Source organism: Paenibacillus guangzhouensis, from assembly GCF_009363075.1.
GTDB lineage: Bacteria > Bacillota > Bacilli > Paenibacillales > Paenibacillaceae > Paenibacillus_K > Paenibacillus_K guangzhouensis.
Genome location: NZ_CP045293.1, coordinates 223,972 through 240,633, shown reverse-complemented (window position 1 = coordinate 240,633; position 16,662 = coordinate 223,972). Strand labels below are relative to the sequence as shown.

The window sequence follows — 16,662 nt, the reverse complement described above, 5'->3', positions numbered from 1 at the left end:
TAGTCTTCCGTCTGGAATCGCTACCATAATGACGTGTCTGATACCTTCTTAGAAATCCGATTTGCTGCTACGACGAGTATTAATCCGATCAACCCTTGCATAAGACCGACGGCTGTCGCATATCCATATTGCCCGCCTTGCAGTCCGACCCGAATGACGTACGTATCCAGAATCTCGGCTAGATGCATGTTCCCCGGTGTTCGCAAGAGATACAGTTGATCGAACCCCGCAGATAAGATATTTCCGAGTGATAAAATAAACAGAATGAGAATGGTTGGCTGGATCGAAGGAAGTGTGATATGCCATATTTCGCGGGTTCTGCTCGCCCCATCCATTTTCGCCGCTTCATACATATCCGGGTTCACGCCTGCAATCGCTGCCAGATAGATAATCGAATCCCACCCGACGGACTTCCAGATGTGACTGCCGAACATGATTTGGTAGAAATAATGGGGTTCCATCATGTAGAAGACGCTGCTGTCGCCGCCGAAGAAACCGACGATCTGATTCAATAGGCCGTTATCCGGTGCCAAGAGGCGCTGCGTCAATCCGACAACGACGACCCAGGATAAGAAATGAGGCAAATACGAGATGCTCTGTGCGATATTGCGGAAGTAGCGGTTCTTCACTTCGTTGAACATCAGCGCGAGAAGGATGGGGAACGGCAGACCGATGAAGAGCTTCATGCAGGAGATAATGAGGGTGTTCTTGATGAGCATGCCGCTCTGATAGTCATTGAAGAACCGTTCGAAATATTTGAAGCCCGCCCATGGGCTTCCGAGGATCCCCGCGTTGAACTTGTATTCTTTGAATGCCAGTATGATGCCGGTCATCGGAATGTAGGAAAATATTATAAAAAATACGAGGCAAGGCAGCAGCATGAGGTAGAGGTACTTGTGCAGTAGGATGTTACGCCATAGTCTGGATCTCTTCGAAGTGTTAACCGATGGGGTCACGTGTGTCTCCATGGATGATCAATCACCTTCTCATGAGTTAGTGGATGGTATACAATGGGCCTGATTCGAAGCCTGCCAGTTCAACTCCTTCCGTGCGGTTTGATGCTAATGATACCGACGAAGTATTAACGCAGCGTCAAGTATGACTTAATGTTTTGTAAGGACAACATCTCTTGAGGTGTTTGGAGGCCAAACAACCTGCTTATTAAGCCATATTCAGTTTTTCTGGAATCGATACCATATTTGACGAAAAAAATTTAAAGCGCCTTCATTTGAGGCCTAGCAGTGAAGAGACGTTCCTCGTCGTGATCGCATCGACGCCCATGGCGATATATTCCGCCATCTCGTAAGGGTCGTTCACCGTATACACCCAGACCACGAGCCCACACGCATGCGCGCGTTCCACCATTGCCTCTCGGCAGGTGTAGAATGCCATGTTCAGCCCCGTGTACCCTTCCTCCCGTGCTCTCGCACAGATCTCATCAGCAAATACGTCATAATTCTCCACTTCTTCCTCTGTCAAAAAATCCGGCGTATTCATCAACACGCCAAGTTGCGGGTGGCGCTGGGTCATCCCTTCTGTACAACCTGTCAAATATACGCGGTCAAAAGCTTGCGCGCGCTCGATCGCGGCAAAAGCCGGCTCCAGGCTGCGCTGGTCCTTCAGATCCAGATTCAATCGCACCGGATACTGCTTTGCTATGGCAAAGATCTCTTCCAGCCGGACGATCTCATGGTGAGCATAGATGGCATCCAGCTGCATACGTATCGCCGGCGTGTTCAACTGCTCGTAAGAATACGCCTGAAGCAGCGGTGAATCATCATGAAGCAATATCGCCATGCCGTCCTTCGTCGCACGAACATCGACTTCGACAATATCGGCACCGCAGCGAATGCCTTCCAAGAAGGATGCCATCGTGTTGTCCGGTGCACTGCCCGAGCCAGTATGCGCTGCTATCAAAAATGTTGATTGACTCATATCGCTTCTCCCCCTTATATTCCCTGCTGCATATAGCGATCAATGCGGGCTTGAATCTGCTCCGCCGTCGGCATCGCATCGGAACAACTGTGGCTCGATACGACGATCGAAGCAGCTGCGCTGCCGAACTGCTGGCATCGGCCGATGTCCCAGCCTTGCATCAGACCGTAGATAAACGCACCAGCGAAGGAATCGCCTGCGCCGAACGTCTTGAACACCTGCGCTGGGAAGACGACGCCTTCCGACACGTCCCCGTCTGCAGTCCATGCGATGGAACCGTCTCCCCCCCGTTTGACGACGACGATCTGCGCTTGATGTTCGAACCACTGGTTTGCAGTCGCTTGGTCATCTTGGCGCAGCGGGCCATCGAGTGCTTCGATCAGGTCAAATTCATCGCGTCCGCCGATGATGACATTCGATTTCTCCGCAACAAGCCGGTAATAGATCCCCGTCTCCTCCTTCGAAGTCCACGTGTAGGGACGGTAATCGATATCGAAGATGATGACGACGTCGTGCTTCTGGGCGAAGTGGATCGCCTTGAACACCGCTTCGCGCGAAGGACTCTGCGCCAGCGCGGTCCCGGAGACGAGCAAGGCTTTGGCCTCACGAATATACGCTTCGCTCACATCCGCTGGCGCCAGCTTCAAATCTGCTGCATGGTCACGATACATGAGGATGCTGCAGTCCGTCGGCGACTTAATCTCGGTAAAGGCCAGCCCCGTCACGGCGCCGGTCTGATCCACGGTAATACCGTCGGTGTTTATCTTGTTCTTCTGCAAATAGTGGACGATAAAACGTCCATGGGCATCATCCGAGACTTTGCCGATAAATCCGGTATTCATCCCGAGCCGCGCCATCGCAATCGTAATGTTCGCCGGTGAACCCCCGACATATTTCGTGAAGGTGACCGTCTCCTCCAGCGGACGGTGAATCTCGTTCGCATTCAAGTCGATGCACAATCGACCTAAGCCGATCATATCCAGCGATCTGTCATTCTGGAATGATATTAGACGCATTCGTCGGCACCTCCTTGCTAGGTTTCATGAGCCATGCATGCTTCGGATCATTATGGAACCTCCAAGTACGTACTGGCCCCGCCATCACATTCAAATAATAGACGTCATACCCCGGGGGCGCTGCAACCGGGTGATACCCGCGCGGCACCAAGACTGCATCGCCATCATGCACGACGAGGGTCTCATTGAGCGACAGATCGTCTGTGTATACGCGCTGTATGGCGAACCCATCGACTGGCGCAATGTTGTAATAATACGTCTCCTCCAGCTGCGATTCGTAGGGCAGACGATCCTGATCATGCTTATGCGGCGGATAGCTGGACCAGTGTCCGGCCGGGGTGAACACTTCGACGACGAGCAATCGTTCCGCTTCCTCCTGCTCCGGTAGAATATTATGGATCGTGCGTGCCGTCGTCCCATTCCCTCTCGCTTCAACTCCAATCTGATCCGGGGTAATCAGGCGTGCTGGCAATCTTCCTTCGGCAGGCGCAGAACAAATCGCGATGACGAGCTCCGTCAACGCTTCAAACTGAACCAGATCGCTTGCCGGCACATAGACGGCATAAGGCGGAATCTGCTCAAACACGCTCATCCGGCGGCCGATCCGGTGGTATTGCTGCTCCCGTGTAAGGACATTCGCGATGCCGCTCAACACGACAATACATATCTCGTTCTCCCCGGTCTCTTGGCTCAAAGTCTGCTCCGCGCTTAGCTGATAAACTTGAAATCCGACATACTGCCAGCCCGCCGACTGCGGTGTAATCGTCAACGTATTCCCTGAGGCATTTGGCTGGCTGCCTCGTTGGAGTAAATTAGGCATGTCATTTGCCCCTCTCCTTAGATTTTTAATGCGCGATCCGTTCTTTCTCGCATCAGTTGGTGTGCGTGCTGGACCTTCTCGCTCGACGAAACCTCCGGCACATCGACTCTCCACCACGATTCATAGCCGCCTGAGTTTGTGCCCGGCACCACTTGAACCGCGATGAGGGTTGATCGCTTCTCTTGCTTGGCTTGTTGGAGCGCTTCCCTCAGCTGATCGATATTCTCGGCACTGTATGCTGCAACACCCATACTTCTTGCATGGGCAGCGTAATCAATCGCTACGTAATCGCCCGTGAGCCTGCCTGTCTCGTTGTTCCGATACCGGAACTCATTGCCGAATCCATCGCTGCCGTGCTCCTTCTGCAAATTGTGAATGCACTGGAATCCGTGATTGTCCAACAGAATTACGGTTATCTTCACGCCTTCTTGCAGACTCGTCACGAGCTCCGAATGGAGCATGAGATAACTGCCGTCACCGATGATGGCATACACCTCTTGATCCGGCGCCGCCAGCTTCGCCCCGAACGCACCTGCGACTTCATACCCCATACAGGAGAAGCCGTATTCCATATGATAGGATTTTGGACGTTCGGCGCGCCATAATCGATGCAAATCTCCCGGCAGACTGCCTGCCGCCGCTACGATCACTTCGCTGCCGTCCATGAATCGGTTGATCTCACCGAGTACTCGCGTCTGGGATAGGCCTTGTGTCAATTCCTGTGCATAGAGGCGGTCTACTTCCCGCTCCCATTCCTCTTTTAGGTCCGATAACGCAGTCATATCGCAAGCAGCCTCGTAGCCGATAGAGGTAAGAGATACAGTAAGAGCTGTCAGCGCTTCTGCCGCATCGGCTACCACTTTGACGCCATGTATCTTATCTGCGTCGAAATTGTTGATATTAAGATGCACCCATTCCACGTCTGGATGCTGAAATGCTGACTTGGACGCCGTCGCGAAATCGCCTAATCGTGTTCCGACACAGATGATGACATCCGCTTCCTTCGCATATCGATTCGCAGCCAGCGATCCCGTCGTTCCAATCCCACCAAGGTAGAGCGGATGGTGCCATGGAACGGCGCTTTTACCGGCTTGTGTCTCGGCGATCGGAATGCCGAAGCTCTCCGCGAATTGCAACAATGGCTGATAAGCCTCAGCGTAGTGAACACCGCCGCCTGCGATGATCATCGGCTTCTTTTTCCGCGCGATGACTTGCACTGCCTTATCGCAAGCCGTTCGGCTTGGCGGCGTCCGATCGACCACGTGCACTCTTTTTGCGAAAAAATGCTCCGGATAGTCGTAAGCTTCCGTCTGTACATCCTGCGGCAAGCAGATCGTAACGGCTCCTGTCTCCGCGGGGTCGGTCAACACGCGCATGGCCTGCATCATTGCGCTCATCAATTGCTCCGGCCGCGTGATCCGATCCCAATACTTGCTGACCGGCTTGAATGCATCGTTCGCCGATATCGTGTAGTCCATTGGATGCTCAATCTGCTGCAGCACGGGATCTGGTTGCCGGCAAGCAAAGATATCCCCTGGTAGCAGCAGCACCGGAATCCGATTCACCGTTGCCGTCGCCGCAGCCGTCACCATGTTCAACGCACCCGGGCCAATGGATGATGTACAAGCGAAGATTTCGAGCCGATTCTTCTGCTTCGCATAGGCGATCGCGGCATGCGCCATGCCTTGCTCATTTTTGCCTTGGATGAATTGAAGATCTCTCACCTCCTGCTCTAACGCCTCGCCTAGGCCAAGCACGTTCCCGTGACCGAAGATGCCCATCACGCCTCTTACAAATTTCCTCTCTTGCCCGTCGCGCTCCACGTACTGCTGATCGAGGAACTTGAGCAACGCCTGTGCCATCGTTAATCGAAGCACACTCATCGCACTTCACCCTTTCGTTCGATGATTGAACTGGGCTAGTATGAAACAACCCGCTCCCATCTTATATGCCGAATTCTAGCAGGCTATGAGAGAATGTTGGTCCACGCGAGGAATAAGCCATCGGAAAAATTAATATAATCGTGCGTGTATAGCATTGTGCGCGAATCTCGTATCGAAGGAGGAATGCGTTTTGAAACGAGGGGATCATCAGGGAGGGCGAACTATCACCAATCGTTGGACGGTTCTGCTCAGCTTCACACTGCTAGCCGGCATGAGTCAGTTGCTGTGGCTGAACTTCGCGCCGCTCATCACGACGCTGGAGGAACGCTACCACGTATCGGAAGACAGCATGAACTTATTATTAATGGTTTTCCCGCTGCTCTATGTTCTCTTATCTGTTCATGCGGGGATTATCATCGACCGAAGGGGCTATCGATTCGGGGTTGGACTCGGTGGATGGCTGATGGCGATCTTCGCCTGCGTTCGGGTATTCGACCAGCAGTTCATCTTCCTCGTCATCGGGCATATTGGTATTGCGATCGGTCAGCCGTATGTCATGAATGGGATCACCAAGCTGGTCGCAGACTGGTTCCCGCGCGATCGCCAAGCCATGGCGACGGGACTCGGAACGGTAGGCATGTTCGCAGGCATGGCAATCGCGCTCGCTGCTACGCCGATCCTCGTGACAGCAACGAATCTGCAAGTTGCGATGATCATCTTCGCTGGGCTCACGGTATTGGCTGCGTTCTTCTTCTGGCTCGTCGCGCATCCGAATCCTAAGGGGAATCAACAGCAAGCGGTGAGTGCCGTGCGCTGGAGAGACCTTCTCCCGCTGCTTCGCAATCGGCAGCTGCTGCTCGTCTGCATCATCGCCTTCCTCGCGCTCGGCTTCTTCAACGGCGTTACGTCTTGGCTCGAGCCGATCTTGAAGCCGTATGGCGTGGACGCGGAACAAGCCGGACTCGTCGGCGGCATGCTCATTATCTGCGGGATGATCGGCGCTGCGATCATTCCCGCCCTCTCGGATCGCTATCGACGGCGCAAGCCCTTGCTCATTGTCTGCTGCGCGGTAGCGCTGCTGCTGACGTATCCGCTATGTACAACAGGGAACATGGGGGCCCTGCTATTGGTCAGCGGCTTCCTTGGCTTCATGTTCCTGCCGGGGTACGCTCTGCTCCTGTCGATGACCGAAGAGATTGCAGGGGAGCAGCATGCCGGCGAAGCGACGGGGCTGATGATGCTGGCTGGCAATCTGGGCGGCGTACTCGTCATCGCGGCGATGCAATGGATCAAGGGTGACGGCGCCTCTTGGCTCCCCGCTGTGTATCTTCTGATCGCAATTTTGCTCGTCAGCACCGTGCTCGCTTGGAATACGAAGGATAGACAGAAACGTCTTGCGGGAAAGCGCTCGTGACATGGGCAAACGGGGCGACTCGATAGCCGAACACAGCGTATAGTTCGCAGCTCAACCTCATCAACCCGCGCCTCGCTAACGAACCCAGCAAGCCTTATTTGCTCGAAATAAAGCGATTTTATTTTCTAACGAACTTCACGAACGCTATTTGCTCTCAAATCATCTGATTTCGTACAAATGAGCACGAATAGCGATGCTACGATTCGTTAGCGCAAAAATATTCGCATTTTCGCCTAAATAAGCGTTCCACGATTCGTAAGACGGGGGGCGGCGGCCCATGATCTCGCCCACCTTCCGCAACGTGCGACAGTTCCGCCTACACACATCATTTCTCGCTCACGCCTCCGCATACGCACTCTACGCCGCCCACCTCACCAAACACAACAAAGCCATCTCCCGTTGGAGATGGCTCTGTTCATTTAAGAGTCCTGCTTGGATATGTTGTTCAAGCTCGGGGAACGATGAGACGTCTTCTCTGTGCTTGGTGTCACGGCTTCTTCCTTCATGCGCGACTTGTTGTTCTGATTGTTGATTTTCTGCGATTTGTTATGTGGCAAGGAAATCACCTCCTCACCATAGGATGTCAATTCATCCAGGAATTACTCATTCGATTCTTGCACTTTTGGCTTCTGCCCGGCAACCAGTGCAGCTAGAGCATCTGGTGCTGATGACGTCGCGGCGATTTCATTCGATACCTTCTGTTGACCAACCTTCGAGGTCATGCCTTTGATGAGTGATTCCACATCAATGCCGGATACGCTCTTGAGCATTTCCGGCGCAGTCGCCATCAGCTGCGTCACATAGTTGCTCACACGTGCAGCGCCATCGCCATTCCCCGTATCCACAACCGTAAGCTTATCGATCGACGAGATCGGCTCAGCGATTTTACCAGCGAGCTCAGGGAGCATTTTCACGATTATATCGAGGACAGCCGCCTCACCGAATTTTTGGAACGCTTCTGCCAGCTTCTCTTTTGCTTCCGCCTCAGCAAGACCGCGAAGACGAATTACTTCAGCATCCGCTGTACCTTTCGCACGTTCCGCATCCGCAATTGCCAACCCTTCCAGACGCTTCTGCTCGGCATTCGCCTTCGCTTGCGCCTCGATCGAATACTGCAACGCCTCCGCTTCACGCATTTTACGCGCCTTATCCGCTTCCGCCGCTTGTTCTACCGCATATTTATCGGCATCGGCTTTCTTCTTCACTTCTGCATCATATTGCTTCTGCCGAACGAGGATTTCCTTCTCTTGCAGATCGATTTCTCGATCTTTCCGCACGAGCTCGACTTTCATCTGCTCCTCTACCATCAGCTGCTTCGCTTTGGCTTCTTGAATCTGATACGCTTGGTCGGCCTCCGCCTTCGCTGTATCCTGCTCCTTCTTAAAGGATGCCACTTTCAGCTCTTTTTCTTTCCCGGCTTCCGCAATATTTGTATCCCGAATAAGCTCGGCTTTCTGTCCTTCTTCTTCAGCTTTTGCTTTCTGAATCCGCGCATCCCTGACCGCTTCCGCTTCAGCGATCTCCGCATCCCGCTTCACCGCTGCAATTCTAGGTTTCCCTAGCGCATCCAGGTACCCTTGCTTATCGCGTACATCCTTAATGGTGAACGACACGATCTGCAGACCCATCTTCTTCAAATCACGCGCCGCGACGCCCTGCACTTCCTGTGCGAACTTATCGCGGTTACGATATACCTCTTCGACCGTCATCGAACCAAGGATCGCACGCAGATGGCCTTCGAGCACCTCTTGCGCTTCACCTTTCAACGCTTCAATCGGCTTGCCGATGAACTGCTCCGCTGCCGTCGCTACGTCTTCGACCGTACCGCCGACTTTAATAATCGCAACCCCGTCTGCAATGACCGGAACCCCTTGCTCGGTATAGACTTCCGGTGTGGAGACATCGAGCTTATGCGAGAGTAAGGATATGTATTGAGACTGTTGGAAAATCGGCCAAATAAATGCGCCGCCGCCGCGAACGATTTTGATTTTGCGGCCGGATTCATCCACCGAGATCGTAGACCCACCGCCTAGAAAAGAACCTGTAACGAGCATGGCTTTGTCCGGACCTACCGTTTTGTAACGCGCCCAGAAAGCTAGACCAAGAACAATAATGACAGCAATCACAATACCTGGAATGACGAGGAAATCTGGAATTTCTGACATGTAATCTCTCCTATCTTAGAGGGTTAGTGGGGATACATAAGCAACACCTTCACGGATTTCGACCACAACCACCTGGCTGCCATCCGCAATGTTCACCGCATCGAAGCTCGCTGCAATCTGATTCGTATGCCCTGCTCCGATTCGGACTAATACTTCACCAAATCCGCTGGATGGGATGGCGACTGTGACTTGACCGATCTTACCCTGTAAATCTTGAATCGAGAAACCTGTTGAATTCTCACTGTTCTGCATCGGCTTCACATATGCGAAGAATACGGCAACCGCTAACAATAATGCGATCACGATAGCCAATCCTAGACAGATTAGAGCCGAAAATGTTGAATACTTCGTGAGTAGAATTCCCGCACCACCAAGGGTCGTTATCGCCGTAGCGATCACCATCGGCTGTAAGAAGTCAATCGATAAGAAGTCAAGCAAGCCATCAAACGCACTGCTAAGAATATCCCCCAAGACAACACTTATGAGTGCAAATAACGCGCCAAATGCTAGACAGCCCCAATAAAATGCGACCATTTCACACCTCCTTCATCCGGATCGGATCCGATATATATGTATTACGCAAATAATAGGAAATTGTTTCATAAAATGTGAAAAAACGCAGTGCACGGGGACACCCCCGTGCACTGCGTCTTCATCTCTTCATTTCCTGACAAGCTCACACGATCCTACAAAGATGCGCGGTAAATCGCAAGCACATCTGCATGCTCCAACTTCTTGAAGTTACCGAACGGACCGAATTTCATCGCTTTATCCGCCATGACTTCGAGCTTGGAATCATCGATATCGTAATCCGCTAATCGGCTTGGCGCATCAATCGAAGTCCAGAAGCTGCGAAGCGCCTCAATTCCTTCGAGTGCCACATCACGGTCGTTCTTGCCTGCAGGATCAATCCCGAATACGTTCACCGCCAACTGCTTGAAGCGTCCCACATTCTCATCCAAGACGTGCTTCATCCAGTTCGGGAACAGAATCGCAAGTCCGCCGCCATGCGGAATATCGTATACGGCCGACACCGCATGCTCGATGTTATGCGTTGCCCAGTCTCCGTTATAACCCATATTTAGCACGCCATTCAGCGCCATCGTACCGCAATACAGAATCGTCGAACGATGCTCATAGCTCTGCAGATCTTCGAGCAGCTTTGGCGCAGTCTCGATGACTGTGCGCAGCAATGCCTCACAGAAGCCGTCCTGCAACCGTGTATTCGGCTCGTGATGGAAATAATGCTCGAATACATGCGACATCATGTCGACCATGCCATAAATCGTCTGATCCCGAGGCAATGACTTCGTATAGTTCGGATCTAGAATCGAGAACTTCGGATTCACGAGTGGCGTGCCCCAACCGAGCTTCTCCTGTGTCTCCCAATTCGTAATGACAGAACCCCCGTTCATCTCGGAGCCTGTCGCCGCGATTGTTAACACCGTTCCGATTGGAAGTGCATCTTGCGGAACCGCCTGATGGGTTATGAAATCCCATACATCACCTTCATACTTGGCGCCAACAGCGATCGCTTTGGCACAGTCAATGACACTCCCGCCGCCGACCGCCAGAATCAAGTCAATCTGTTCTTTTTTGCATATCTCGACACCTTTATGTACCGTAGACAGCCGCGGATTCGGTTCAACGCCGCCTAGTTCAACAACATAGGCACTAACGGCTTCTAATTGCAGCAATACCTGTTCATAGAGGCCGTTCCGTTTAATACTTCCGCCGCCATAGAGCAGCAATACACGCGAACCATACTTCGGAATTTCCTGTGTGAGCATCAGAACTTGGTCTTCACCAAAAATCAGTCGTGTTGGATTATGAAATTGAAAGGGTTGCATACGTATCCTCCTCATGCGATCCATTAAGATCTTTATCGTCTACCCTAGTATACCACTGTGCGCTGATCTTCTTCTAATTATAAAAAAAGGAGCCTGGCGGCCCCTTTGCTGATCATCTTTACGCTTGGCTTGCTGCAATCGCTTGCCCCAAGTCATGCAAAATATCTTGAATCGATTCCGTACCGATCGACACCCGAATCATGCCCGGGTGAACGCCTGCGGAAATTTGCTCCTCTTCATCCAACTGCTGATGCGTTGTGCTCGCAGGATGGATAATGAGCGACTTCGAATCACCGACATTGGCAAGATGCGAGAACAGCTTCACGTTATTGATCAGCTTACGTCCTGCCTCTAGGCCACCTTTGATTCCAAAGGTCATAATGGCTCCTTGGCCCTTCGGCAAATACTTCTGCGCTAGTGCGTAGGAATCGTGGCTCGGAAGACCCGCATAGTTCACCCACTCCACCGCTTCATGTGCTTCGAGGAACTGAGCTACCTGCAGCGCATTCGAGCTGTGTCGCTCCATCCGCAAATGCAGCGTCTCAAGCCCTTGCAGCAGCATAAATGCGTTAAATGGCGACAACGTCGCACCCATATCCCGAAGCAACTGCACGCGCGCCTTGATAATATACGCGATCGGGCCGACTGCATCGGCATAGACTACGCCATGGTAGCTTGGATCCGGTTCCGTTAATCCCGGGAACTTCCCGCTTGCTTTCCAATCGAATTTCCCACCGTCGACGATCACGCCGCCAATCGATGTACCGTGTCCGCCAATAAACTTCGTCGCGGAATGAACGACGATATCTGCGCCATGCTCCAATGGGCGAAGCAAATACGGGCTTGGGAACGTATTATCGACAATGAGAGGAATACCGTGTTCGTGTGCAATCGCTGCTACCGCGGCGATATCCAGCACATCGCCCTTCGGATTTCCAATCGTCTCGGCATAGAGCGCCTTCGTCTTGTCGGTAATCGCTGCACGGAAATTCTCTGGATCGCTGGAATCGACAAAATGCACTTTGATGCCAAGTTTCGCGAGCGTTGTTGAGAATAAATTATAAGTTCCACCGTACAATGTTGAAGCAGATACAATCTCATCGCCCGCACCCGCGATATTCAGGATCGAGAATGTGATTGCAGCTTGACCCGATGCCGTTGCGAGCGCCGCCGGACCACCTTCGAGCGCTGCGACGCGCTTCTCGAACACATCTGTCGTCGGATTCATTAACCGTGTATAAATGTTGCCGAATTCCTTCAATGCGAATAAATTCGCAGCATGATCGGTGTCACGAAAAGCGTAGGAAGTTGTCTGATAGAGCGGTACAGCACGTGATAATGTTGTCGGATCAACTTCTTGACCGGCATGAATTGCAAGTGTTTCAAAATCAAATGGACGTTCTTGAGACATATTTAATTCCTCCCTGCATCTATAGGATTTGTAGGTATTCCTACCCCTATTTTCGCATAGTTCTGCAGGCTTGGAAAGACTTTCCTCTATAATAAGTCATTATTGATTTTTTATTTTGGATAAAATTTGATGCAGACATTCGATTTCGTCGGTCCCGACCCCTGAAAAAGCAGCCTTCAAACGCTCGGAACGCGCATTCCGCAGTCGCATATACGTCTCACGGCCTTGATCACTCAAGGACAGCAGAACGACACGACGGTCCTCTTCGGAACGTTCCCGGTGAATCAATCCCATGTAGAGAAGCTTGTCAGTCAGCCCTGTTACAGCACCGGATGTAATCTCGAGGCTGTGTGCAATATCCGAAGCACGGCAGACCCCTTTCTGATACAAGGCATTTAATACATACATGGATCCCGCGCCCAGGTGCTCCACATCACGAAGGTAATGGCGGTCTGGTGAATTCTTCTGCAGAATAACCTCCATCATGTCATGCAATTGATGCAATAATATTTCACGTTCTTCTTGTTGTTTATTCGTATCTTCGAAATGATTGGACGACTCCACGTTGATCCCCCTACTACGGTAATGACAATTCACCTATTATAAGATAATTTCCAGTTCAAATAAAGAAAAACCTTTCTGAGCTGAGCTCAGAAAGGTAATTGTTTCATACTATCGACAATACTGTCGCTGCGTGTAATCGTCCACCATTCATCATGCTGGATCGATTCGTTCGGCTGGATCGTGACCAAAGGCCCAAGCGTCTCCAGTTCCAAGAAATCCTCATTCGTATATAATTCAAAAGAACAACCGAAATCCGGGTAGTTCGCCCCTTCGCGATGCTCGAATGTTTTCTGGAAGAGAACCCCGTCGTTATAATAAGCAGCCCACTGCTTCACTTGATTCATCCCGAATTTGAACGGTAACGTATCGCTGCGCTGTGCAACGGTGATTACTTCTTTGCCCCAGTGAACACGAGGATCGGACATATCCGTATATGGCCATATGATTAACTTGCGATTCGGGAGCAGATCAGCATACATATCCGGCTGCGGCACCAATGCCGTCCCACCCGGTGCCATCATCGACAAGGCCCACGGCGCGTGCTCGACCGCCTTCTCGCCGACATTCGTCACCCGATGTCTGACATGGACACGGTTGTCCATGAACGAAATCACGATCTCCTTCTGCGTCGATGTCACTTGATCGACAGCGGATGTGAAGACGAGTCCTGCTTCGGTCTGTATCCAAGCCACTGGCGATAAGGCAGGCTCATAGGTATCCGGATAAACCTCCGGACTTAGCCAGAACCGATGACCGCCGCACAAGCGAAATCCATTTTCCTCATGATACTTATTATTCGGATCTTCGAAGAATAGGTTCTTGCCGTCTACGAGACCGCAATGAATAATGCGAGGACCATAATTCAACGTCACAAGAAGCCGAACATCTTCGTTCACGATCTCCAGACACGATCCCCATACCTCATGATCAACTTGTTGGTATTGTATTGTACTCATCCTTCCAGCGTCTCCTTCCAACCCATGCTGTGAACGAAGCGATCGAACGCGGCAATCCCTTGCTCCGTTCTCTTGTACACGCCCGCACACGATAAAATTTCGACGAATTTATCGCCAACTTCCTGTTCAACGATACGCACCGCATCATCCTTGGATGACAACTGTCCGTGTGCAGCAAGGAGCTGTTCTACCCAAGGGATATGCTCAGCTAGGCCGGCATAGCGGTCCTGAGCCTCCCCAGGCGTCCAAGGCAACTCTCCGCACAGAATTTGCGCAATTTGCTCCAGCTGCGATTTTAGACGACCAGGTAGAATGGCAACACCCATGACTTCAATGAGTCCGATGTTCTCTTTCTTAATATGATGCAAGTGACGATGCGGATGATAGATGCCTTCCGGATGATCCGCGTCCGTCCGATTGTTGCGAAGCACGAGATCCATCTCGTATTCGCCTTTCGCATTATAGCGAACGATCGGCGTTACCGTGTTGTGCGGGACAAGCTGACCGTCACGATCCGTATAGGCGAGTACATTCGCAGCTTCATCGCTGTAAGCTTTCCAAGCATCATAGACTTCGCCTGCGACACGCAGCAGCGCTTCCCGCTTCTTGCTCGTTACACGAAGCACGGACATCGGCCATTTCACGCGATGAATTTGAACGTCCGGATGAGCATTGTGCGAGAATCCCGTCTCGATTGAGGAGAGCTCAATCGGGAACGTATGCCGTCCGCCTTGGAAATGGTCATGCGTCAGAATCGAACCGCCTACAATCGGCAGGTCCGCATTCGTTCCGACGAAATAATGCGGGAATTGATCCACGAAATCAACGAGACGAGCGAACGTCTCATGCGTTAATTTCATCGGCACATGTTCACTGTGGAACACGATACAGTGTTCATTATAGTACACATATGGAGAGTATTGGAAGAACCACGCCTCTTGCGTCAGTTCAACCGGAATCACTCGTAAATTCTGACGTGCGGGATGGTTCAACCGGCCTGCGTACCCCACGTTCTCCGCGCACAGCAGACATTTCGGATAATGGGAAGGCGCGGCCTTCAGCGCCATCGCAATCTCTTGCGGGTTCTTCTCCGGCTTAGATAGATTAATTGTCATCTCGATATCGCCATAGTCCGAAGGGTGCCGCCAATAGCTATTCTTGCGAATCCGTTCCATCTGAATATAATTCGAATCAATACATAAATTGTAGAAGTCCGTCGTAGCGGTCTCCACACCTTGTGTCTTCGCCGTTTCTCGGAATTTCCGCACTACATCCGAAGGTCTTGGCATCAGGAGTCCCATGATTTTTGCATCGAGTAGATCTGCATATGTTGTATTCCGATCCGGCATGAGCCCAATAGCAAAGCCATAATCAATGAGCTGCGCTAAAATGGCATGTGGTTCCTCCGCAGGCGCTTCATCTGCATTCCAATCACCCGCGTAAGGTGCTTGAAATTGAAACAGATCCAGCAGTAAATTACGTGCGTAGTTCACATCCTCGTCAGCGATCATCTGCTTGTGCGCTGCGAACTGAACAAGACGTTCAATCGCAATCAACGCCTGATCGGATGGTGATTGTACAAGGTTCTCCGTCTGCGTCATCATCATCTTACTCCTCGTAGCCATTCGGATGCTGACGATGCCAGTTCCAAGCGGATTCAATAATTTGATCCAGTCGTTCACGCGTCGGATTCCACCCGAGCACTTGTCTTGCTTTCGCCGAAGAAGCAATTAATACGGCAGGATCCCCCGCACGTCGCTCCTGCATCCGTACTGGAATATCGAGTCCCGTTACCTGCTTCGCTGTCTCAATCACTTCACGAACGGAGAAGCCGTTCCCGCTGCCTAGGTTGAAGATATTGCTGTCGCCGCCACTGCGCAAATATTGCACCGCACGTATATGTGCGTCCGCAAGATCTGTTACATGAATATAATCGCGAATACATGTACCGTCAGGCGTAGGATAATCTTCGCCGAATACAGCGATAAATTCACGCTGCTTCAGCGCCGTCTGCAATACAAGAGGGATCAAATGGGATTCAGGTTGATGATCTTCACCGATCAGACCACTCTCATGCGCCCCAGCGGCATTAAAGTAGCGAAGTGATACATACTTCATGCTGTGCGCTGTATCGAACCAACGCATCATCCGTTCCATGACCAGCTTTGTCTCACCATACGCATTCGTCGGTTCCGTACGGTCCGTCTCTTCAATCGGCACCTTCTCCGGCTCACCGTAGGTCGCAGCCGTTGAGGAGAATACGATGTTTTTCACGCCGAATGCATTCATCGATTCAAGCAGGCACAGCGTACCATAGACATTATTGTCATAGTATTTGCCTGGGTTCTGCATACTCTCGCCGACCAATGAGTTCGCTGCAAAATGAATCACGGCATCAATGCTATTCTCACGAAATACTTGATCCAGGAAATTGCGATCGCGAATATCCCCTTCATAGAGCTTGCCGCCGCGTACCGCGCCGCGATGTCCTTGATATAAATTATCGACCACGACAACGTCCTCGCCACGTGCTATCAATTCCATGACCGTATGTGAACCAATATATCCTGCACCGCCAGTTACTAAAATTGCCATTTTCATCCACTCCCTCTCTATTTCATACAACCTTCTCGCTACTGATAAGTCAA

General features: G+C 51.6%; 15 protein-coding genes. 1 reads left to right on the top strand and 14 read right to left on the bottom strand.

Annotation, left to right across the window (positions count from 1 at the left end; genetic code table 11):
• Window positions 1-20: 20 nt before the first annotated feature.
• The 5 genes from GCU39_RS01105 to iolD form a co-directional block, all read right to left on the bottom strand.
• Window positions 21-968: an ABC transporter permease gene (locus GCU39_RS01105; RefSeq protein ID WP_152391810.1), complete on the bottom strand. Its 948-nt coding sequence runs from the start codon at window positions 966-968 to the stop codon at window positions 21-23.
• Window positions 969-1,224: 256 nt separating this feature from the next.
• On the bottom strand, window positions 1,225-1,935 hold the full coding sequence (locus tag GCU39_RS01100) for a glycerophosphodiester phosphodiesterase (RefSeq protein WP_152391809.1): 711 nt from the start codon (window positions 1,933-1,935) through the stop codon (window positions 1,225-1,227).
• Between the two features lie 14 nt (window positions 1,936-1,949).
• Window positions 1,950-2,951, bottom strand: a complete 1,002-nt coding sequence (gene iolC / locus GCU39_RS01095; protein ID WP_152391808.1) for a 5-dehydro-2-deoxygluconokinase — start codon at window positions 2,949-2,951, stop codon at window positions 1,950-1,952.
• Window positions 2,926-3,771 carry a 5-deoxy-glucuronate isomerase gene (gene iolB / locus GCU39_RS01090; protein ID WP_152391807.1) on the bottom strand — a complete coding sequence of 282 codons (846 nt, stop codon included), beginning with the start codon at window positions 3,769-3,771 and terminating at the stop codon, window positions 2,926-2,928. Before iolB ends, iolC begins: the two co-directional genes overlap by 26 nt.
• A 17-nt stretch (window positions 3,772-3,788) precedes the next feature.
• A complete protein-coding gene (gene iolD / locus GCU39_RS01085; RefSeq protein ID WP_152391806.1) occupies window positions 3,789-5,654 on the bottom strand; it encodes a 3D-(3,5/4)-trihydroxycyclohexane-1,2-dione acylhydrolase (decyclizing) in 1,866 nt (621 codons plus the stop codon).
• A gap of 190 nt (window positions 5,655-5,844) precedes the next feature.
• Here iolD and GCU39_RS01080 point away from each other — a divergent pair, with 190 nt between their 5' ends.
• On the top strand, window positions 5,845-7,068 hold the full coding sequence (locus tag GCU39_RS01080) for an MFS transporter (RefSeq protein ID WP_227793402.1): 1,224 nt from the start codon (window positions 5,845-5,847) through the stop codon (window positions 7,066-7,068).
• 419 nt (window positions 7,069-7,487) lie between these two features.
• Here GCU39_RS01080 and GCU39_RS31295 read toward each other — a convergent pair whose 3' ends face one another.
• From GCU39_RS31295 to galE, 9 genes are all read right to left on the bottom strand, one after another.
• A complete protein-coding gene (locus GCU39_RS31295) occupies window positions 7,488-7,625 on the bottom strand; it encodes a hypothetical protein (protein WP_193726717.1) in 138 nt (45 codons plus the stop codon).
• Window positions 7,626-7,667: 42 nt separating this feature from the next.
• Window positions 7,668-9,233 (bottom strand): flotillin lipid rafts scaffold protein FloT, encoded by a 1,566-nt coding sequence (locus tag GCU39_RS01075; protein ID WP_152391805.1) that lies wholly within the window; start codon window positions 9,231-9,233, stop codon window positions 7,668-7,670.
• A 15-nt stretch (window positions 9,234-9,248) separates the two neighbouring features.
• Window positions 9,249-9,767: an NfeD family membrane protein gene (locus tag GCU39_RS01070; RefSeq protein WP_152391804.1), complete on the bottom strand. Its 519-nt coding sequence runs from the start codon at window positions 9,765-9,767 to the stop codon at window positions 9,249-9,251.
• 152 nt (window positions 9,768-9,919) lie between these two features.
• The gene (locus GCU39_RS01065) at window positions 9,920-11,083 is read right to left on the bottom strand and encodes an iron-containing alcohol dehydrogenase (RefSeq protein ID WP_152391803.1); all 1,164 of its coding nucleotides are present in this window, start codon (window positions 11,081-11,083) and stop codon (window positions 9,920-9,922) included.
• Between the two features lie 118 nt (window positions 11,084-11,201).
• Window positions 11,202-12,494, bottom strand: a complete 1,293-nt coding sequence (locus GCU39_RS01060) for a homocysteine synthase (protein WP_152391802.1) — start codon at window positions 12,492-12,494, stop codon at window positions 11,202-11,204.
• Window positions 12,495-12,593: 99 nt separating this feature from the next.
• Window positions 12,594-13,058: a MarR family winged helix-turn-helix transcriptional regulator gene (locus GCU39_RS01055; RefSeq protein WP_152391801.1), complete on the bottom strand. Its 465-nt coding sequence runs from the start codon at window positions 13,056-13,058 to the stop codon at window positions 12,594-12,596.
• An 86-nt stretch (window positions 13,059-13,144) separates the two neighbouring features.
• Window positions 13,145-14,014 carry a hypothetical protein gene (locus tag GCU39_RS01050; RefSeq protein ID WP_152391800.1) on the bottom strand — a complete coding sequence of 290 codons (870 nt, stop codon included), beginning with the start codon at window positions 14,012-14,014 and terminating at the stop codon, window positions 13,145-13,147.
• Entirely contained in the window at window positions 14,011-15,618 is a 1,608-nt protein-coding gene (locus GCU39_RS01045; RefSeq protein ID WP_152397031.1) for a UDP-glucose--hexose-1-phosphate uridylyltransferase, read from the bottom strand. Before GCU39_RS01045 ends, GCU39_RS01050 begins: the two co-directional genes overlap by 4 nt.
• 4 nt (window positions 15,619-15,622) lie before the next feature.
• Window positions 15,623-16,609: a UDP-glucose 4-epimerase GalE gene (galE, locus tag GCU39_RS01040; protein ID WP_152391799.1), complete on the bottom strand. Its 987-nt coding sequence runs from the start codon at window positions 16,607-16,609 to the stop codon at window positions 15,623-15,625.
• Between the last annotated feature and the right edge of the window lie 53 nt (window positions 16,610-16,662).